Origin of the sequence: Simiduia litorea, assembly GCF_042853465.1 — a bacterium.
Classification (GTDB): domain Bacteria; phylum Pseudomonadota; class Gammaproteobacteria; order Pseudomonadales; family Cellvibrionaceae; genus Simiduia; species Simiduia litorea.
The window spans coordinates 1,986,904-2,008,439 of sequence record NZ_AP031497.1 but is presented as its reverse complement, the minus strand read 5'-3'; the positions used below and the strand labels follow the sequence as shown (position 1 = coordinate 2,008,439).

General features: G+C 51.3%; 14 protein-coding genes. 8 read left to right on the top strand and 6 right to left on the bottom strand.

Annotated elements, in window-relative coordinates; translation table 11 throughout:
• Window positions 1-12 precede the first annotated feature (12 nt).
• The 3 genes from ACGHTT_RS08870 (at window position 13) to ACGHTT_RS08860 (ending at window position 7,435) form a co-directional block, all read left to right on the top strand.
• Window positions 13-2,667 (top strand): PD-(D/E)XK nuclease family protein, encoded by a 2,655-nt coding sequence (locus tag ACGHTT_RS08870; protein WP_390594783.1) that lies wholly within the window; start codon window positions 13-15, stop codon window positions 2,665-2,667.
• Entirely contained in the window at window positions 2,664-6,254 is a 3,591-nt protein-coding gene (locus ACGHTT_RS08865) for a UvrD-helicase domain-containing protein (protein WP_390594782.1), read from the top strand. The genes ACGHTT_RS08870 and ACGHTT_RS08865 overlap by 4 nt, the downstream gene beginning before the upstream one ends.
• Before the next feature lie 113 nt (window positions 6,255-6,367).
• A complete protein-coding gene (locus ACGHTT_RS08860; RefSeq protein ID WP_390594781.1) occupies window positions 6,368-7,435 on the top strand; it encodes a 3-deoxy-7-phosphoheptulonate synthase in 1,068 nt (355 codons plus the stop codon).
• A 69-nt stretch (window positions 7,436-7,504) separates the two neighbouring features.
• Here the strand turns inward: ACGHTT_RS08860 and nfuA are convergent, their stop codons facing one another.
• Window positions 7,505-8,092, bottom strand: coding sequence for a Fe-S biogenesis protein NfuA (gene nfuA / locus ACGHTT_RS08855; protein WP_390594780.1), 588 nt, complete (start codon window positions 8,090-8,092; stop codon window positions 7,505-7,507).
• Window positions 8,093-8,304: 212 nt separating this feature from the next.
• Here nfuA and metH point away from each other — a divergent pair, with 212 nt between their 5' ends.
• On the top strand, window positions 8,305-12,003 hold the full coding sequence (gene metH, locus ACGHTT_RS08850) for a methionine synthase (RefSeq protein ID WP_390594779.1): 3,699 nt from the start codon (window positions 8,305-8,307) through the stop codon (window positions 12,001-12,003).
• Window positions 12,004-12,143: 140 nt separating this feature from the next.
• Window positions 12,144-12,359, top strand: coding sequence for a DUF2970 domain-containing protein (locus ACGHTT_RS08845; protein WP_390594778.1), 216 nt, complete (start codon window positions 12,144-12,146; stop codon window positions 12,357-12,359).
• 69 nt (window positions 12,360-12,428) lie between these two features.
• Here ACGHTT_RS08845 and ACGHTT_RS08840 read toward each other — a convergent pair whose 3' ends face one another.
• The gene (locus tag ACGHTT_RS08840) at window positions 12,429-12,896 is read right to left on the bottom strand and encodes a MarR family winged helix-turn-helix transcriptional regulator (protein ID WP_390594777.1); all 468 of its coding nucleotides are present in this window, start codon (window positions 12,894-12,896) and stop codon (window positions 12,429-12,431) included.
• 750 nt (window positions 12,897-13,646) lie between these two features.
• Between ACGHTT_RS08840 and ACGHTT_RS08835 the strand changes: the two genes are divergently transcribed.
• The 3 genes from ACGHTT_RS08835 (at window position 13,647) to ACGHTT_RS08825 (ending at window position 17,066) form a co-directional block, all read left to right on the top strand.
• Entirely contained in the window at window positions 13,647-15,311 is a 1,665-nt protein-coding gene (locus ACGHTT_RS08835) for a nitrite/sulfite reductase (protein WP_390594776.1), read from the top strand.
• Window positions 15,295-15,786 (top strand): DUF934 domain-containing protein, encoded by a 492-nt coding sequence (locus ACGHTT_RS08830; RefSeq protein WP_390594775.1) that lies wholly within the window; start codon window positions 15,295-15,297, stop codon window positions 15,784-15,786. The genes ACGHTT_RS08835 and ACGHTT_RS08830 overlap by 17 nt, the downstream gene beginning before the upstream one ends.
• 113 nt (window positions 15,787-15,899) lie before the next feature.
• A complete protein-coding gene (locus ACGHTT_RS08825) occupies window positions 15,900-17,066 on the top strand; it encodes a cation:proton antiporter (RefSeq protein WP_390595014.1) in 1,167 nt (388 codons plus the stop codon).
• A 28-nt stretch (window positions 17,067-17,094) separates the two neighbouring features.
• Here ACGHTT_RS08825 and sohB read toward each other — a convergent pair whose 3' ends face one another.
• From sohB to ACGHTT_RS08805, 4 genes are all read right to left on the bottom strand, one after another.
• Window positions 17,095-18,189 (bottom strand): protease SohB, encoded by a 1,095-nt coding sequence (gene sohB, locus ACGHTT_RS08820; RefSeq protein WP_390594774.1) that lies wholly within the window; start codon window positions 18,187-18,189, stop codon window positions 17,095-17,097.
• Between the two features lie 22 nt (window positions 18,190-18,211).
• Window positions 18,212-18,868 (bottom strand): cation/multidrug efflux pump, encoded by a 657-nt coding sequence (locus ACGHTT_RS08815; RefSeq protein ID WP_390594773.1) that lies wholly within the window; start codon window positions 18,866-18,868, stop codon window positions 18,212-18,214.
• 90 nt (window positions 18,869-18,958) lie between these two features.
• Window positions 18,959-19,756 carry an NAD(+) diphosphatase gene (gene nudC, locus ACGHTT_RS08810; RefSeq protein WP_390594772.1) on the bottom strand — a complete coding sequence of 266 codons (798 nt, stop codon included), beginning with the start codon at window positions 19,754-19,756 and terminating at the stop codon, window positions 18,959-18,961.
• 44 nt (window positions 19,757-19,800) lie between these two features.
• The gene (locus tag ACGHTT_RS08805; RefSeq protein ID WP_390594771.1) at window positions 19,801-21,507 is read right to left on the bottom strand and encodes a pilus assembly protein; all 1,707 of its coding nucleotides are present in this window, start codon (window positions 21,505-21,507) and stop codon (window positions 19,801-19,803) included.
• Window positions 21,508-21,536 lie beyond the last annotated feature (29 nt).

Below are 21,536 nucleotides of genomic sequence, written 5' to 3'. Positions count from 1 at the left end.
TAGGAAGCGCCTGTGTTCAATTTAGAGGCTGTAACACCCTACTTACATGCTGGGACACTGATCCTAACACCCAACAATCGGTTAAAAAATAAACTTCTATTGGCCTTCGGCAAACAGCAGCCTACTGGCAGCCTATGGCGCACCCCGAAGGTTCAAAGCCTTAACGAATGGCTAACACAACGCTGGCAACAACACCAAAGCGCCAGCGATCCACGCCATATGAAAGTCATTGCCAGCCCGATGGTGACGCGACAAGTTTGGTCCTCCTGTGTAGAGACAAGCACAAACACCAACCCCTTGGTGCACCCTAGGTTACTTGTGGATCAGCTCAGTCAAGCTTACAGCTATTTAAAATTATGGCGTGTAACCGCGCAACAATGGCAAGCTTACGGCAGCGATGCCGATCGCGTTCGAATGCAGTCTTGGATAGATCGCTTTGAAAGTCATTTGGCCACTTTAGGCTTAATGACCGAAGAGCAAAAACTTACCCTGCTATCGGAGGCCTTAGCGCAGCAAATTGATACTGATACACCGCTGGTGTGCCTACTCAACTTCGATACCCTAAGCCCGCTGCACGAAACTATTTTGGCGCAGAGCTTTAGTCAGCTCGACCGCATAAATAGTAATCAACAACCGGCGCAGCACATTAGCCGAACGGAATGGGTAGATCCTGCACAAGAAATGTGGGCGGCAGCACGCTGGGCTAAGAACCAGCTTCTACAAAACAATTGCCAATCCATTGCTATTATCGACCCGAACCTAGGCCGAAATAGAGCTCGACTCGAACGGGTACTGGCCAGAGAGTTCGAGCCAACCCACCATTTACCCACTAGCCCCCGTTTCACCATGCCGTTTAATTTTTCCGCCGGCACCCCCTTGGCGCTTTGCCCCATCGTACTCGACGCCATCAGCACCCTCAGTTGGCATCAACGCAAAAGCCCCGAAGACGCTAACTATTGGCTCAACAGCCCATTCATAGGCCAAGCAGACGATAGCGATTTACGCCATTGGTTAATGTCGCAAATACTGAAAAAAGCCCGCACAGACATAACCCTTGCATCAGTATCTCAACTACTAAACGCCGCGCGCGAGCAAAGTGATCTTTGCCCCCCTGACACCCTTGCCCTCTGGCAGGAGGGCCTCGATAAATTACAGCAATGGCCTAACAGTCAATCAGGCAAAGCTTGGGCAAGCACAATTCTTAGCAGCTTGAAGCATGTCAACTGGCCTGGCCCAAGGCGCTTAGATTCAGAGGAGCATCAACAGGTAAAGCAATTTCTCGGTTTGCTCGAACAGCTCTCCGAGGCCGATTGGCTGGGCAAGCCACTAACTCGCACAGACATGCTGGGCTGGTTAAGAGAGCTGGCAAGCCGGCAACCCTTTCAACCGCAAACCCCGGAGTCACCGCTGCAAATCCTTGGCACCCTTGAGTCTGGCGGCCTCGCCTTTGACCGCATTTGGGTACTCGGCATGGATGACAGCCAATGGCCGCCAGCCGCCAACCCAAATCCGCTGATCCCGGCACTGCTACAACGGGAGCTCAATATGCCCCACGCCAGTGCCGAGCGGGAGCTCGCCTTTTGCCAAAGCTTAACAGCCAACTATTTACACGCGGCCAAGGAGGTTGTGTTTAGCCACGCTAAGCGCGATGGCGATAGAGAGCTTACCGTCAGCCCGCTGATAGCCCAGCTACCACTTAGCCTGCAAGTACAGGCCCCGGTGCCAAGCTTCACACCACCCGCCTTCGAGTGGCTGCAAACACTCAAAGCTCCAGCCGTTAGTGCCACTGAACTCAACCAACTGCGTGGTGGCAGTGGCATGCTGCAAAAACAATCCCGCTGCCCCTTAGCGGCATTCATGGAGCTACGACTCTTCGCCAAGCGCCCCGACCCAGCCAGCCCAGGATTAACGGCACTGGCCAGAGGCAACGTGTTGCACCAAGCGCTGTTCTATTTTTGGCGGGTAGAGCCAGATGTGTCGACGTTGACGCAAGACGACATTGATCGGCAACTGTTAATCGCCGTTGAGGCCGCCATCAATGAAATAAACGCCGACCAACAGCCCCGTTATTTGGCCAACGAGAAAGCCCGCTTAATACGGTTATTGCGACCTTGGATTGGCTTCGAACAACAGCGCCCACGCTTTTCAATCCAAAGCCTCGAGCAAAGCCTTAGCTTTACCTTAGGCCAATTGCCACTGCAACTACGGCTCGACCGAATTGATACCATCGACGGACAATGGCTCCTCATCGACTATAAAAGTGGCGCCACCGACCCGAAAAAATGGCTCGGCAACCGGCCAGAAGAGCCGCAATTGCCCCTGTACGCAATCGCCTTAACAGATCGCCAAGAACCCGTTGCAGGCATTGCCTTTGCTGAACTCAGACAAAAAGATCAAAAAATGTTGGGCATTGCCAGCACGCCTTTTTGCGATGGCATCACCTCACCTGATGCCAAGACCGTTGGTTTTACGGACTGGCCAGCGCTGGTTAACCATTGGCGCGAAAGCCTGCTTAATTTGGCCGAGGAATTAATGACTGGCATTACCCCCCTGAACTTTAGTAGCCCTCAAAGCGAAGCCTACTTGGCCCATTTAAATCCGCTGTTAAGACAGGCGGAACAGATATCACTCGAACAGCACAGCCCTGCAACTGAGACGACCCGATGAGCCAAACGCAACCAATAGATGCGGATGTTCGAGCCCGCGCCTTAGATCCAACCAGCTCTTTCGCCGTGACAGCGCCGGCCGGCTCCGGTAAAACTGGCCTGCTCACCCAACGGGTTTTACGACTGTTGCAAACCTGTGATCACCCAGAAGAAGTGCTCGCCATTACCTTTACGCGTAAAGCCGCAGGTGAAATGCGCGAGCGAATTACTCAGGCGCTAAATCAGGCGCAACATCAGCCCTGCCCACACAATCCCCACGATGCCAAAACCTGGCAACTGGCGAACGCGGTGTTAGAACGCGACCAACAGCTCGACTGGCAGCTGATCCAATCACCCAATCGCCTGCGCATTCAAACCATCGATGGTTTATCACGCCAACTGGCCAAGCAATTACCCTTCGACTCCGGCATGGGTAGCTTGCCTGAACCCAGCGACCAACCCGAGCCACTGTACCGCGCCGCCGTGTTATCGCTGTTTCAAAAGCTCGAGTCGGCCGATCCCATCGCCGACGACATCGCGCTCATTTTGAGTGAGTTAGATAACCGCTACGACACCTTTGAAACGCTGCTCTTATCGCTACTACGCCAGCGCGATCAATGGCTCGGCCTCACCCTAGCTATGCGTAACGCAGAAGCTAAACAGTATTTGGAAAGCAGCTTACAATCGTTAATTATCAATGAGTTGGAAGCCTCTTTTAAAGCTCTCTCTGACAATGAACTCACCCTTTGCGAGCTAGCTCGCTTTGCCGCAGGCAATCTATTGGCAGAGCAAAAAGCTGACCCGATAACCGAGCTCGCAACACTGAATCAGTTACCATGGGACGTCAGCTCCGGCGCAGCCATCAATCAGCAATTGGCCGAAACCAAAAGCTTACTCAATTTGCTGCTCACCAAAGATGGCAGTTGGCGTAAGCGGCTCGACAAGAACATGGGCTTCCCCACCGAGCGCGCACCCGACCTATCGAAACAAGAGGCCAAGGCCTGGAAGGCGCGTCTCAGCGCCTTAATCGAGCAGTACTCTGAAATTGAAGGCCTGCTGGAACATTTTCAAGCTGTTCGAGCCCTACCCCAAGCCACCTATAACGATGCCGAATGGCAGTTACTCGATGCACTCACGCGCTTACTGCCCTACTTAGCGGCGGAACTTACCGTGGTATTTAGCCGCGAGGGCTGCAGCGACTTTATCGATACGGCGCAGGCGGCTCTCACCGCACTGGGCAACTTCGATGAACCCTCGGAACTAGCGCTCAAACTCGACTACCAGATCAAGCATATTTTGATCGATGAATTTCAAGATACCTCGGTACCCCAAAGGCGGTTAATCGAGCTACTGACGGCCGGTTGGGAGCCAGAGGACGGCCGCACCCTGTTTATCGTCGGCGATGGCATGCAATCTTGCTACGGCTTTCGCAATGCCAAGGTAGGTATTTTTCTGCAGGCACGCAGCCAAGGTATCGGCAATGTGCACTTGCAGCCCCTGGATCTGGTGGTCAACTTTCGCAGCCAGCAAGGCGTGGTGGATTGGGTCAACAGCCAATTTGCTCAAGCCTTCCCAGCCCAAGATGACATTACCCGCGGCAACGTAGCCTACTACCCAAGCCAAGCCATTAAGCCAGCTCTAGACCTCCCAGGTGCTCAACTTACCCTGCTCGCCAAAGCAGAGCCTTCCAGTAGCGATGGCAACGAAACAAGCCGCAAACAAGATCCAACCTTAACCGCAGACATAGACGTAGACCTCGGGCAAGCCGAAGCTGAACATATTCTCGCGCTGATTCAGCGCCTCAAAAATGAATACCCGAGCGATACCATCGCCCTGTTGGCGCGCACCCGCAGCCACTTACGTGAAACCTTACGCCAGTTGGATTTAGCGGGAATTCGCTACCAAGCCTCGGAGTTGGATAACCTCGCCGGCCGCATGGCGGTGCAAGATTTACAAACCTTGCTCAGAGCTCTACTCGATCCGACCGACCGCATTAGTTGGTTAGGGCTATTGCGTGCACCCTGGTGTGGTCTGGATAACAGCGACTTGTTAACCCTGGTGCAGCACCCCATGACGCCACTCATGGCCGATGGCCAGCCTTGTATCTGGCAGCAGATGCAAGACCATAGCCAGATCCAAGCACTATCCTGTGCGGGCGGGCAAGTACTGGCACGCACGGTTAACGTCATACAGCAAAGCCTTGCGCTGCGCGCGCGCAAGCCATTGCGCGATTGGTTAGAGGGCTGCTGGCTCGCCTTAGGCGGGCAAGCGAGCCTACTGGAGGCGAGCGACTTAGCCAACTGCCAAACCTTTTTCGACTTGCTAGAAGCCCACAGCCACGGCGGTCAAGTGCGCCATTGGCAAACCTTCGAAGAAGCCGTTGCTAGGCTTTACGCCGCACCTGCGACCCATGCAGACCCCATGTTACAGGTGATGACCATTCACAAGTCTAAGGGGTTAGAGTTTGACCATGTGATTATTCCAGGGCTGCATAAACGCCCACGCGCCGACAGCCGCGAGCTACTGGTTTGGCTAGACCAAATTGACGCGCAAGGCCAACAACAAATTCTGCTAAGCCCGCTCAGTAATTTTGAAGCCAGTGAGCTATACAACTACATCCAAGGCGAAAAATCCGCTAGAACCCGGGCCGAGGCTACGCGCTTATTCTACGTTGGCGCCACGCGAGCGATTAAACAGCTGCACCTATTTGCCTGTGTAAACCAAAAGGACGGAGAGCTGGTAGCGCCCAGCGGTAGCTCACTACTGGCGAGTATCTGGGAAGGCGTAAAAGCCCAAGCGACGGTGCGCTTTATTCAGCCCAAAACCGGTAGGCCCCACCAACAAATACAAGCCCAAGGATGGATACGACGCCTACCAGGTCACTGGCAATTGCCCGAGCTAGAGTCGTCGACACCGCTGGCCAACTTTCGCGGCCGCAGCCAAGGGTTGGTAGCGCCACACTCAACCAAGCTCGAATTGGGTCAATCGGGCGATTTATTTGCCGAACCCCACCCCGACACTGACAAAAACGAAGCAGCGTTAAACAGGCCCGACCTCAGTCAATTGTTTGAAGCAGACAGCCGTGCCATCGGAACGCTGTTACATAGCGCCATCCAAGATTTTACCGAAGTTGATCAGCTACCCAACACAGCCAATATCGAGCCCTACCTAAACCTTTGGCAACTCCGATTAAAACAAGCTGGGGTAGCGGAGCCAGCGCGCGGTGTCGAAACAATCCAAGCTGCACTATTGACCATGGCCGCTAGCGAAACAGGCCGCTGGTTACTGGATAACAGCCACACCGACAGCGCCTGTGAGTTAGACCTGTGGAGCTCCGGTGCTAAGGACCCAGCCGGCCAGCAGCTGCCTAAACAATGGATTATCGATCGTACCTTTATCGCCCAAGGTGTGCGCTGGGTGGTGGATTATAAGAGCGCTAAGCCTAGGCCCGAACAAAGCATGGCAAGTTTTCTAGGTGAACAAACAGAGCTCTACCGCGGGCAGCTAAAAAATTACCTGAGCTTGGCCAAAAGACTCGGGCCGGAACCGGTCAAAAGCGCACTGTATTTCCCGTTATGTGACCACTTTGAACCACTAGTCATGGAATAAAATCGGGTTTTGAGCCTAAGTTTGTTAATTTTGTGCCAAAACATTGCCAAGACGGCCCTAAAACCCGCTAGAATGGCTCACCGCTAAACAATCGAAGTAGAGACTGTTGTTCCATGACAAACCGCGCCGTAGATGATTTAAACGTCGTATCGCAAGAGATATTAATTTCCCCCGATGCCCTAAAAACCGAGCTACCGCTGACCGACGCCGCATTAAAATCCGTCACCGAAGGCCGCCAAACCATTCGCAATATTCTCGATCGCAAGGATCATCGCGTTTTTGTGGTTATTGGCCCCTGCTCTATTCACGACGTCGAAGCCGCCAAAGACTATGCCCGTCGCTTAAAAGCGCTCGCCGAGGAAGTGTCGGATACCCTATATATCGTCATGCGTGTCTATTTCGAAAAGCCCCGCACCACTGTGGGCTGGAAAGGCTTAATCAACGACCCTTATTTGAACGACTCCTTTAAAATTCAGGAAGGTTTACACATTGGCCGGCAGCTATTGCTCGATATCGCCGAACTCGGGCTGCCCACCGCCACCGAAGCGCTAGACCCCATTTCACCGCAATACCTGCAGGATTTGATTGCCTGGTCTGCCATTGGTGCGCGCACCACGGAATCGCAAACCCATCGGGAAATGGCCAGCGGCCTGTCCTCATCAGTGGGTTTTAAGAATGGCACCGATGGCTCGTTAACCGTTGCCATCAACGCCCTGCAATCTGTCGCCAACCCACACCGTTTCTTGGGTATTAACGAGCAAGGTCAGGTGTCGATCATCCACACCGCGGGCAATCCTTACGGCCATGTGGTGTTGCGCGGTGGCAACGACAAACCCAACTACGACTCTGTCAGCGTCGCCATGTGCGAGAAAGAACTTAGCGCCGCCAAGATCCCGGCCAATATCATGGTCGACTGCAGCCACGCTAACTCCAACAAAAAGCACGAACTGCAGATTTTGGTGCTGGATAACATTGCCAATCAAATCGTCGAAGGCAACAAGTCGATTATTGGCGTGATGGTGGAGAGCAACATCGGCGCCGGCAATCAAAAAATGACTGCCGATAAAGCCGACCTGAAATACGGCGTATCGATTACCGATGCCTGTATTGATTGGGAGTCCACCGAAGCCTGTCTGCGCTCAATGCGTGCCAAACTGAAGGACGTGCTGCCGAAGCGCTAAACGGGTTCGCGCAGAATCAAAAAAGGCGAGCCTCTAGCTCGCCTTTTTTATTGCCAACAACCGATACGTTTAATCGTAGTAGGCATTACTCTTGTCGCTGTGATCGGTCATGTCGCGCACGCCCTTTAATACCGGCACTCGCTCGATGAGGGTTTTCTCAACCCCTTCTTTCAGCGTCACATCTACCGCGCTACAACCCTGACAACCACCGCCAAATTTCAATACCGCGTACATGTCTTCGGTGATATGAGCCAAACTCACAACACCGCCATGGGACGCCAAGCCTGGATTGACCTCGTTGAACAACACGTAATTAACCTTATCTTCGATCGGGCTATCGTCGTTGATTTTAGGCATTTTCGAGTTAGGCGCGCGAATGGTGAGCTGGCCACCCATCTTATCGGCGGCGTAATCCACCTTGGCCTCGTCTAAATACGGCAGTGATTTCTCTTCGAAATAGGCATTAAAACCTTCGTAGTTCACCTCTACATCGGCATCGCGATCGTCGCCAGGGCGGGAATAGGCAATACAGGTTTCAGCCTGCGGCGTGCCAGGGCTAGAGACAAACATGCGAATCGCAATACCCGGGGTATTTTGTTTTTCGAGCAATTCTTGCAAGTACTTTTGAGCGGACTCTGTAATCGTAACGTTAACCATCGGTTTGTAATGCCTTCGCTGGTAATTACCTGATTGAAACACTCGGGTATTCTAATCAATCCCAGTGCAAAGCAAAACAAACATTTGAAATTCTTCTTCAAACAGGATTAATCACCCTTTAACGCGCCACTTTCGCGGATTTCTGATAGAATTACCAACCTACATCAAAATGTTTTGATATAGATTGCATCAACAGCCTTATCGGATAGCCCATGTCTTTATCTCGCAGCGCCCAACTCAAGCACGCCATTGCCCAACGCATCCTGATTCTAGACGGCGGCATGGGTACCTTGATCCAAACCCATAAACTGCAAGAGGCAGATTATCGGGGCGAGCGCTTTGCTGACTACCACCAAGACATAGGCGGCAACAACGACCTATTGACGCTGACCCAACCGCACATTATCGCCGACATTCACGCCGCCTACTTCGAGGCAGGTGCCGATATCGTCGAAACCAATACCTTCAACGCCACCCAGGTATCGCAAGCCGACTACGACATGCAGTCACTGGCGTGGGAACTCAACCACGCCTCAGCGGCACTGGCGCGCAAAGTCGCGGACGAATTTACCGCACGCACGCCCCAGAAGCCGCGTTTTGTCGCCGGCGTGCTTGGCCCGACGTCGCGCACCTGCTCTATCTCGCCCGACGTCAATGACCCGGGCGCGCGCAATATTACCTTTGACGAACTCGTGACCAACTACCTTGAGGCCACCGACGGCTTGGTCAAAGGTGGCGCCGATATCATTTTGATCGAAACCATCTTCGATACCTTAAACGCCAAAGCCGCAGTGTTTGCGGTAAAAACCTATTTCGATCGCGAGGGTATAGAGCTGCCCATTATGATCTCGGGCACCATTACCGACGCCTCTGGCCGTACCCTCTCGGGTCAAACTACAGAAGCCTTCTACAACGCCTTGGCGCACGCTAAGCCACTGTCCATCGGCCTCAATTGTGCCTTAGGTGCAAAAGAGCTACGCCCCTACGTGAAAGAACTGTCGCGTATCGCCAACTGTTATGTCTCGGCCCACCCGAATGCCGGCTTGCCTAATGAGTTTGGCGAATACGATGAAACCCCAGACGAGATGGTGGCAGTGGTTGAAGAATTCGCCGAAAGCGGCTTCGTCAACATCATCGGTGGCTGTTGCGGCACCACCCCAGGCCATATTCGCGCCATTGCTAACGCCATGGCCAAATACCCGCCTCGTGCGATTCCCGACATTGAGCCCGCTTGCCGACTCTCGGGCTTAGAACCCTTTAACATCACCAAGAATTCACTCTTCGTCAACGTGGGCGAGCGCTGCAACGTTACCGGTTCGGCCAAATTCAAGCGCTTGATCATCAACGAAAATTACGCCGAAGCCTTAGAGGTCGCCCTCGAACAAGTGGAAAACGGCGCTCAAGTCATCGACATCAACATGGACGAAGGCATGTTGGATGCCCAAGCGGCCATGGTGCGTTTCTTAAATCTCATCGCCGGCGAGCCCGATATTGCCCGCGTGCCGATCATGGTGGACTCCTCTAAGTGGGAGATCATCGAAGCTGGCCTCAAATGTGTACAGGGCAAACCCTTGGTGAACTCCATCAGCCTAAAGGAAGGCGAAGCTGAGTTCATTCATCGCGCCAACTTATGCCGTCTGTACGGTGCCGCTGTGGTGGTGATGGCCTTTGACGAAGACGGCCAAGCCGATACCCAAGCGCGAAAAATTGAAATCTGTAAACGCTCATACAATGTGCTGGTTAATAAGGTGGGCTTCCCGCCAGAAGATATTATTTTTGATCCAAACATCTTTGCCGTGGCCACTGGCATTGAAGAGCACAACAACTACGCCGTGGACTTCATTGAGGCGACCCGCTGGATTCGTGCCAACCTACCCCACGCCGGTGTGTCGGGCGGCGTATCCAACGTGTCCTTCTCCTTTCGCGGCAACAACCCCGTGCGCGAAGCCATTCACTCGGTCTTCTTATATCACGCCATTAAGGCCGGCATGAATATGGGCATCGTCAATGCCAGCCAACTGGCCGTGTACGACGACCTACCCGCCGAGCTACGCGACAAGGTTGAAGACGTTATTCTCAACCGCAACCCAGATGCCACGGAAACCATGCTCTCCATCGCCGACAAGTACAAAGGCGACGGCAGCAGCGATGGCCCAAAAAAAGAAGACCTCGAATGGCGTAGTTGGCCGGTTTCTAAGCGTATGGAACACGCCTTGGTGAAAGGCATTTCAACCTACATCGAAGCGGATACCGAAGCAGCACGCCAAGAGGCCGATAAGCCTATCGACGTTATCGAGGGCCCGCTGATGGACGGCATGAATGTGGTGGGCGATTTATTCGGCGCCGGCAAGATGTTCCTGCCACAAGTGGTCAAATCGGCGCGCGTCATGAAGCAGGCGGTCGCCTACCTGAACCCTTTTATCGAAGCCGAAAAATGCGAGGGTGCTAAATCCAACGGCAAAATCCTCATGGCCACAGTGAAGGGGGATGTGCATGATATTGGCAAGAATATCGTCGGCGTTGTATTGCAGTGCAATAACTTCGAAGTGGTAGATCTTGGGGTCATGGTGCCCTGTGAAAAAATTCTACAAACGGCTATCGAGCAAAATTGCGACATTATTGGGCTGTCGGGTCTTATCACCCCATCGCTCGACGAAATGGTGACGGTAGCGCGTGAGATGGAACGGCAGAAGATTCAACTGCCGCTGCTTATCGGTGGCGCCACCACCTCCAAAGCCCACACCGCGGTAAAAATTGAGCCGCAGTTTAAACAAGATCAAGTGGTTTACGTCGCCGACGCCTCGCGCGCCGTGGGGGTGGCAACACAATTGCTGTCTGCGGAGCTGAAACCGCAATTGGTTGAGAAAACGCGGGAAGAGTACATCAAAGTGCGCGAGCGCAACGCCGGCCGAAAGGCCCGCGGCACCGTACTCGGCTACCATGAAGCCATTAAGGCTGGGCCGCAATATGACTGGGATAACTACACCCCACCAACGCCCAGTTTCACCGGCACGAAAGTCTTCGACAACTACCCGCTAACAGAGCTGATTGAAACCATCGACTGGACCCCCTTCTTCATCAGTTGGGATCTGGCAGGCAAGTACCCACGCATCCTCGAAGATGAGGTGGTTGGCGAGGCCGCGCGCAATCTATTTGCCGATGCCCAAGCCATGCTGAAAAAAATTGTCGATGAAAAACTCCTACAAGCCCGCGCCGTGGTTGGTTTTTGGCCCGCCAACAGAGTCAACGGCGACGACGTTGCGCTCTACGCCGACGCCAACCGAACGGAAACCCTGGCCACTCAGCACCACATACGTCAGCAAAACAAGAAACCCGGCGACATTCATCCGAATATGTCTCTGGCTGACTTTGTCGCGCCGGTAGGCCACGACGATTTTGTCGGCGGTTTTGTGGTTACCGCGGGTATTGGGGCCGAGGAACTTGCGAAAGCCTACGAAGCTAAACAAGATGATTACAGCGCCATCATGGTTAAGGCACTGGCCGATCGCTTGGCCGAAGCGTTTGCCGAGCACATGCACAGGCGAGTGCGCACCGAGTTCTGGGGCTACGCACCGGACGAAAACTTCAGCAATGAAGACTTAATCAAAGAGTCCTACCAAGGTATACGCCCAGCGCCGGGCTACCCCGCTTGCCCTGATCACACGGAGAAGGCCACGCTGTTTACTGTCTTAGATGCCACTCCTGCCACCGGCGTTGAGTTGACCGAACACTTTGCCATGTTCCCAGCGGCGGCTGTGTCTGGCTGGTATTTTTCCCACCCGAAATCGCGCTACTTCAATACCGGTAAGATTGGCAAAGACCAAGTGGAAAGTTTAGCCGAACGCAAAAACATGACCCTGCAAACCGCCGAGCGCTGGCTCCAACCGGTACTGGATTACGAGCCCAACTAAACCTAAATAAGACCCGCTCAAGAACAAAAATATAGCTCGCTAAAACCCAATCAAAAAACGCCAAGCTGTTCGCCCGAGCAGCTTGGCGTTTTTTTTGGCAGGTGTTAATCTCGCTGAAACACATAAAAAGCAGTCAGCACATGGCCGAAGAAAAAACCGACAAGCCCAACTTTTTCAGTATTGTATTAAGCACGATGGCCGCGGCCTTTGGGGTGCAAAGTAAGCGCAATCAAGAGCGTGATTTTAATGGTGGGAACATCTATCACTACATAGTAGCGGGTATCTTGTTCACTATTGTGTTCATTGTGACGGTCACACTTATTGTGAGGTCTGTTCTGCAAGCCAACGGCTTATAAAGCCCACTCAACACCAGTGCGCATTCACCACTATATATAATGCAATAATTGCCAAATCAATAAATTGCGCTAAGAGACCTGCCGCCACAAGGAGCTTACATCTAAGCCGCCAGCCCTAAGCATTTTGACAAGGCTACCGCGCAAACCTCGATACTCTGTTGACGGTAGCTCGGAGAGAAATTCAGCTTGGTGCTTTTCAGCAATTTTATTCAAAACTTTTACCAAGGCCTCAGCATCTTTAGTGAGGAAAATCTTGACCACACGTCGGTCTAAACCATCGTGCTCGCGCACCACCAAGCTTTGTTTTTCTAGTCGATCTAACATGCGCGTGACGGTGGAGCGATCCGCCCCTAAGTGATCGGCAACCTGCGCCGGCGTCTTGGCTAAACCATGAAACATAACATTCAACAGAGCCCACTGCTGCCAAGTAAGCCCGTGCGCTTTTAAAGACTTATTAAACTGTTCCTGCATTCGCTGAGCCAAGCGACTAATCCAAAAGGCGAAACTGTTGTGAACATGGAATTCCTTATCTGCCATTACTTGCGCCTTTTCATTTACCTGATTCGTGGAGTGGGGTGCCGCGGCGCTAATTCTAACTGAAGGAAAGCGGCTGCAAGCAACTATTGGGGGAAAGAAATAACAAGATCACTATACTGGGAACCTTTCATCCCAAAGTCCCTCCCCGAAAACACAAAAACCAGAGCGCTAACTCTGGTTTTCACGATGCTTTTCATACTCAACGATCAGCAGGCACTAATGCAAAACGTCGTATCGGAGAGTAGCGAGTGATAGCAGATAAAGCGTCGCCCAATCACCCTTACACTGAGCGCTATTGACCGCTTACCCAGAACACGCAGGTTGCTACAAATATAGCGATTAACGCCATAGCGGCTACGGCGTCAGCCATGCTGTCACCTTGTTCTTGCATTTGGATATCATCGTGCATGGTTACCACTCCTCTGTTATTTTTTTTGGGGAGAAACTGACGCTTGTGCGCCGAGCCCTGATTTTAACCACACTATAAAGCAAAGAATCAAGCGCTAAGCACCCTCTTATTCCAAAATTATATTACGATAGCGCAAACAATTAGTACCAAGCTGCGCCAGAGATTGGTAATCTCGCCGCCGCGTCACTCACCAAACTTACTCTAAGGCCTTTAAACTCAAGGGCTTAACTCGATTAGACGGGTAATTTACGGTATTCTGCGCTGCCTTTATTTGTGCCAAATCAAGGTAAACGATAAATAACCCTGCGCTATAACAGCGCACAGCAAGGTATTAGACTTTCATGTACGTTTACGACTCCTACGATCACCATATCGTGCGCGAGCGCGTCGCACAGTATCGCCGACAAACCGAGCGCTACTTGGCTGGCGACCTAACTAACGAAGAATTTTTGCCCTTGCGCCTGCAAAACGGGCTCTATATCCAGCGCGTAGCGCCTATGCTGCGCATCGCTGTGCCCTATGGGTTACTGAACAGCCAACAATTGCGCAAGCTTGCACACATTACCCGCGAATACGACAAAGGCTATGCGCATTTCACGACCCGCCAAAATATCCAATTGAACTGGCCACAGCTCGAGGACGTGCCAGACATCCTTGAAGAGCTAGCCGACGTACAAATGCACGCGATTCAAACCAGCGGCAACTGCATTCGCAACACCACCTCAGACCAGTTCGCCGGTGTTGCACCCGATGAAATTCTAGACCCTCGGCCCTACTGCGAAATCATTCGCCAGTGGTCCACCTTTCATCCGGAATTTGCTTTTCTACCCCGCAAATTCAAAATTGCGGTATGCGGTTCAGCGCAAGATCGGGCCGCAATTCTGGTGCACGATATTGGCTTACAACTCGTTCTCAATGATCAAGGCGAGACCGGCTTTCGAGTGTTCGTTGGCGGAGGCTTGGGCAGAACGCCGGTTATCGGCAGTGCCATTCGCGAGTTCCTGCCCCAAGAACACCTGCTGTCCTACCTAGACGCTATCTTGCGCATTTACAATTTGATTGGCCGTCGCGACAACAAATATAAAGCGCGCATTAAAATTCTTGTAAAAGCCCTAGGTCCAGAGGTGTTTGCCAAAAAAGTGGAGGCCGAGTGGGCGCAGATTCGCGACGGCGAATCAACCTTAACGCAGGCGGAGATTGAACGCGCAAAAAGCTTCTTTACCCTACCCGCCTATCAAACCTTTGATCAGGCAAACGTGACTGCCACACTCGACGCGCAAAAGTCGCAACACAAGGCCTTTAGCAAGTGGCTGGAGCGCAACGTAAAGCCCCACAAGCAACCCGGCTACGCTGCTGTGGTTCTATCCTTGAAACCTACCGGCGTTGCACCTGGCGATGTGACAGACCAGCAATTGGAAGCCATAGCCGACTTAGCCGATCAGTACAGCTTTGGCGAGGTGCGCGCCACACATGAACAAAATGTGGTGCTCGCCGATGTGCCGCAGGCACAGCTATTTGAAGTGTGGCAGCAAGCCAAGGCGCACGGTTTTGCAACACCCAATATAGGCACACTTACCGATATGATTTGTTGTCCAGGTGGCGACTTTTGTTCTTTGGCAAATGCCAAATCGATTCCGGTGGCAGAAGCCATTCAACGCCGTTTTGACGATATGGATTACCTCTATGATCTCGGCGACCTAACGCTAAATATTTCTGGCTGCATGAACGCTTGTGGCCATCACCATGTGGGCCATATCGGGGTCTTGGGTGTAGACAAAAAAGGCGAGGAGTTTTATCAGGTACAACTCGGTGGCTCAGCCAGCAATGATGCCACCCTTGGCACCGTATTAGGCCCATCCTTCAGCCGTGCTGACATGCCAGACGTAATCCAGAAAATTCTCGATGTCTTTATCGAAAACAGAACTGCCGAAGAGTTATTTTTAGATACTTATCGCCGTATTGGTGTAACACCTTTTAAGGAGCGCGTTTATGCCAAAGCTAGTTAAAGACAGCGTTATCGTTGAATGCGAACGCACCCTCTTAGCAAAAGAAGCAGCGCTGAGCGATGTACAAAACGCAAGCGATATTGTACCTCTCGACCTATGGTTAACTAATCGCGATGGGTGCAAAGCCTTGGGCGTAAATGCCGTCTGGATTGACAGCGAGCAAACAGCTGAGGCACTTGCAGAAGACTTGGGCAAGCTCTCCTTGGTCGCCATTCGCTTCCCAACCTTCATGGACGGCCGCGGCTTTTCCATCGGAAGATTGCTGAGAGAGAGAATGAAATTCTCCGGCGAGATTCGCGCTTTTGGCAATGTGATTCAAGATCAGATGCATTTTTTAATGCGTTGCGGCTTTAACGCTATGGATTTAAGACCTGGTACAAATTTGGAGGCTGCCATCCAATCCTTGAAGGATTTTAGCGAGCACTACCAAGCAGCCGTGGTTCAGCCAAAACCGCTATTCCGACGCAGAGCTTAACCCTGCAATCCAAATACCCGCATTCGCGGGTATTTTTTTGCCCACATCGCACAGGTTTATATTCAGCTACAGGTTTCTTGATTACACTGATACGTAAGGAGACTCTAACTATGATGGAACCCAGCGTATTCCAATCCTTTTTTCTAATTTTCACCGGCGCAGCGGTAGTAGCCACAATCGCGCTCTACACACGCCAGCCACTACTGGTCGCCTACATTGCCCTTGGCATGATCATGGGGCCGTTTGGCCTGCAGTTCATCACCAACATAGAGCTCATCAGCGAAATCTCTAGGGTGGGCATCGTCTTTTTGCTGTTTCTACTCGGCCTAGACATGCAACCCAAGGCACTCTTCTCCGTGCTTAAACAAGCCACCCACATCGGCTTAATCAGCTCCGCTGTCTTTGCCAGTGCAGGCTATGCGATTGGTTGGGCCTTCGGCTTCAGTCATATTGAAAACCTTATCATTGGCATGGCCATGATGTTTTCCAGCACGATTATAGGCATTAAATTATTACCCACCACCGTTTTACATCATAAACACACAGGTGATTTGATGGTGGGGCTATTATTGCTGCAAGACTTTCTCGCGATTATCTGTCTGATGATTTTGCTGAGCGGCGATTTAGGCAAAGTCGATTTAAGCACTATGGGCAAAACCTTTCTAGCACTTCCCATTATTGCCTTTGCCGCTTGGGCGTTTGTCAAATGGGGGCTACTGAAGTTGATTCAAAAGTTTGACCGGTTCCACGAGTATATTTTTCTCGTCGCCATTGGCTGGTGCATGGGCTTGGCTGAGCTCTCTGAAAGCCTCGGGCTATCAGCTGAAATAGGCGCATTTATTGCTGGCATCACCCTAGCCACCAGCCCCATATCCCAATACATTGCAATTAGCCTCAAGCCACTGCGGGATTTTTTCTTAATTATTTTCTTTTTCTCAATCGGCGCACGCTTCAATCTAGAACTGCTGCCATCCGTTGCGCTGAGCGCTATAGCAATGGCAACAATGGTTTTAGTTTTAAAACCGGTAAGCTATCGCTTTTTATTGAGACACCATAGTGAGCAAAACAGACTGGCGTGGGACATCGGATTTCGTTTAGGACAGATCAGTGAGTTTAGTTTATTGATTGCGTTCGTTGCCTTTAATGCGTCGTTGATTGGCGAAAAGGCCTCAACATTGATTCAGGCAACGGCGATCATCACCTTTTTGGTCTCAAGCTACATTGTGATATTCAATTATCCAAATCCCATCGCAGTTTCCGATAAACTGCGACGAGATTGAAAGTAACAGACAACCTGGACAGTATTTGCTAGGCAAAATAGCGCTGACTCAGTTGCTGCCAGGTTTTCATTACCACACGCTCAAAAGTTGCTTCTGCCGCTAAACCAAGCTTCTGAGGCATCGTTTTTGGTACTTCGAAGCGCATCTCAAAAACTTGTGCATCGGCATACTTTGCTGTGATGTATTCATCGCTGGTCATAATTTCATCAACCAGCTTATTATCAATCGCTTGCTGACCAAACCACACCTCACCGGTAGAAACTGCATCTACATCAACTTGTGCGCGGTGCGTAGAAACGAAGCGCTTGAACAGTCCATGCACATCTTCCAATTCATCCACAAATTTTTGCCGCGCTTTATCGGTGTTTTCACCGAACATGGTTAAAGTACGCTTATATTCTCCGGCGGTGAGCATTTCAAAATCGATATCATTTTTCTTGAGCAGTCGATGGAAATTTGGCAGCTGCGCAACAACACCAATGGAGCCTAAAATGGCAAAGGGTGCAGCGAGAATTTTATTGGCTACACAGGCCATCATGTAGCCCCCACTCGCCGCAACCATATCCACACAAACCGTTAAAGGAATAGAGGCGTTGGTAATACGCTGCAACTGACTCGCCGCCAAACCGTAGCTATGCACCATGCCGCCACCACTTTCCAGCCGAACTACAACTTCATCTACTGGGCGTGCGATGGCTAGAACAGCGGTAATTTCTTCCCGTAAAGCAGCCGTTGCCGACGCCCTGACGTCGCCATCAAAGTTGATAACAAAAACCCGCTGTTCGGTTTTTTCAGCGTCTTTCGCTTGCTCTGCTTGTTCATTACTAGCTGGGCTTTTAGCCGCTAATTTTAATGCTGCTTTTTTCGCTTTCGCCTCTGCCTTTTGCTTTTTCTTCTCCTCTTTCAGACTTGCTTTATACTCATCTTCATCCAGCAATGTAGCCTGCATTAGATCTTTGACATCGTCGTAGTGATCATTTAATCGACGAACTTCGACCTGCCCTTCTGGATCTTTTTTAGACTTAGAACCAGCCCCCACAATCAAACCAATGATGACTGCAATAGCTACCAAAAATGTCACGGTTTTGGCCAAAAAAAGCCCATATTCGATAAGAAATTCCAAAGTACTGCCTCGTGATTAAAGTTTACTGCCAGCGTTTTACAGCGGCTTCCGCGCGCTCGTTGAGAGGTTTACTCACGAGCCCCGCATAGGAAAGGGAAATAGAATAGAGCGCACCATCATCCATCGGCAGATAAGTTGCACTGCCATATTGTGCGTCTATCGGCAGCCATGCGCTGCTCGCCTGAAGCACCGGCCAGACGTCCATCGAAGAACCTGATTCAGAATCGATGAGCGAATACACGGTACGGGTATTTTGCCGCTCTTTTTCTAACGAGTAATAACGGCCAGCAAGCCTGTCTAAACGATAGGCGGGCTTAACACCCCAAGCCGCAACCAAAGACGACCAACGAATAATACGCGCGTCCAACTGCCATTGATCCCCGGACAAATCAAAACGACTCTCCAGCCCGTCACTTTCCACAAGAATGGCGCGATAGGATTGAGGCCCCAGTCGTTCAAAACTCAATGTGGCGATCGGTTTATCATTTAGCACATGCTTGTAGCCAAGCAAATCAAAGGCAACTAAGACAAATAAAGCAGCAATAGCAAATAAAACTATTCCCACCATCCCCTTTAACCAACCGAGCAACCAACCAGTATTTGACAATAGTTTTACGGCGAAATACACCGCCACTAACCCTAAAATAACGATTACAGTCGCTAAAATATAATAAAACATAGCCCTTCCCTTGCTGACCTATCGGATACACTTTTCCGACGCTGCAGGCAGCACAATACCGCATCAGAGACATAAATGGGAGTCATTGAATTACGCTTTCTGGCAGCGCTGTACAAAGTGCCTGATAAGCTGACCGGATAAGGTTTGTGCGGGCGGAATCAACTCGGGTAACTGGTCGAAATTAAACCACCGAGCCTCTGAGATCTCGTCATCCTGAAGATCAATCGTGGGCTGATCGCTGGCTGCCTGAACGATAAAACCAATCATTAGCTGGCCAGGAAATGGCCACGGCTGACTACCCACATATTCGCAGTGTGAAACTTTAACACCCACTTCCTCCAACACCTCTCGAGCAACAGCTTGCTCAAGCGTTTCGCCGGCCTCGACAAAACCCGCCAAAGCCGTGAAAATCGGCGCTGGTGCCCTTTTATGCACCGCCAACAAGCAACGGTTCCCCTGAGTCACCAGCATAATCACACAAGGTGATAGCCTCGGGTAATGCCGATGATCGCAGGATGAGCAGTAAAGCGCCCTATCGTCCTCGCGCATGCTGAGTGTCTGCGCGCAGCGGCCACAAAATTGGTGATCTTTTAACCAATAACCCAATTGCACACTAGCGCCTAACAACTGAAAGGCCACATCGCTTTGGCGCAATAAAAAGCTTCGCAGTGAATAAAACTGAAATCCCGACGCTAACCTAGCTATCGAGTCTGCTGACTCAATAAACCAACAATAACAATCGCAACATTGATCATCGAGCTCGATTTGTCCGACCTTAAGTGCAACCCCGTGAATCCCCGCCGTTAGGGATTCAAAGGTGGCCTGTTCAAATAAAAAGCTATCGGCACTGGCTAACACTTGGTCGCCCGAAACAATTAACCAACGCACGAAACCTGCGCTAGTACTATGCGATATACCTGGGACGAATTGCTTCAATGTACTGGGTGACCCAAGGCCGCCAAGCTCTCCTCGGCAATCTGCAAGACATTGTCATCTGCGCTTTTATCAGATTTAGCTGCGTCGAGGTAATACTCTAAACCGATGACCGCATCGGCGAAGGTTTCCAGCATCTGCTGTAACATTTCTGGGTGCTCATTGCTTTGTAGTGATTCCGCAACAAAGCTCTGACAAGCAGCCGTGACACTCGCAGCGCGCTTCAGACCGATAACCCCCATTCCGCCACGAATGGTGGCCAGGGTGGTAGACACATTTTTGATGTGACCCCGATCAAAACCTGACTCAGAGTAAGAGCTAAGTGCTCGCTTAATCATCGACAGGCCAGCTTCTGCCTCTTGAAACACCAACTTCTCCGCCTCTGCCAATTGCGAGGTTGCAATAATGTCACTGCGTGAACCACTGTTTATGCGCGCTAACTGGTCATCCGAAAGATTTAGCGAACCCACACCGGACACGGTGCTTTCGACGTAAAGCAAGGAATCGGCGACCTCTAAAAACTCTTCGGTACTAGGTGCCTTATCAGCGGCTTTCCAAGCACTAATACGTTCAATTTCCTGCTTAAGTGTGTTGCTCGCGGAAACCAAGCCAACCACGGCCAAAATTTCAGCAATCTTGACCAAGGTAGACACTAACTCGTCATTCTCATCATCGGCCCAATTACCGGCCTGCGCTGCGCGCTCAAGCACGTCTTTGACGGAATTGAGCTCGTCTTTTAATACGCTAACCATGGACGTAATGGTGTTAGCACTCGGGCCTTTTAAAGCTTCTCGTTCGCGCCTTAGCTCGGTGTCTGTGTAGCCCAACGGCTGCACTTGGCATTGCGTCAACAGCGCTGTTAGCTTCGGATCTTCGACCCCGGAGACGGCAATGACATAGAGTAAATCCTTCATCAACTCTGGATCTGGCTCTGTATCTAAACTTTTGGCACTGTTTTGCTGAAGTTTCTTGAGCTCGCGATCAAGTGTACTCAGCAACATTTTACGGCTGCGGGATAACTCCATGGATTTTTGTGCGATAACGCCGATGGCCACTGCACCCAGCCACCAAAGCTTACCGAGAGGTCGTCCACTACTAATAATATCGAGCCGCTCTAAGGATCTCTGCATCATACCTAGCGACGGCTTAATCTGTTTGCCCTGCAGCACCGCTAAAAACCCAACTTGGTACATATGCCTTAAGCGGCGAGCCAAGGCACTAATGTCCTCTCCCATGACAGCCGTGGTTTGACCGGGATTGCCGCGGCGAATAGACACCGTCGCCTCAAAGAAATGACTATCCTTTAACAGCGCTGCCTTCCGCACCTGGCGCATCTCGTTAATCGCTGGCACCAGTAAGACAGGAAGATTGCGCTTCGTTTGCTGTACATACTCTAAATAGCGGGGAAGGATAAAAAAGCTCGAGGTCAAGGTTGAGATATACTCGTCCGCCTCATTATTCTCACCGGTGGTTATCTCCTGCGCTAGGGCGAGAATTTCCTGCGCTAATAGGTCAGCGCCTTTCAGCTGGACAACACTGAGCGTGCCACTTATCTGTTTGATACCGTCGATACAACCTTGAAGTAAATCGCCGTTATCGCGATCGGCGACAAATTGCTCTAATTTCGCGGCACTTGCCTCAATCGTGGCAAGAAGTTCCTCTCTGACGAGTTTTAAGGAAGACAGGTTAATGGTATTTGAGCTCACGCTTCACCTACTTTTAATGCTAAACAGAC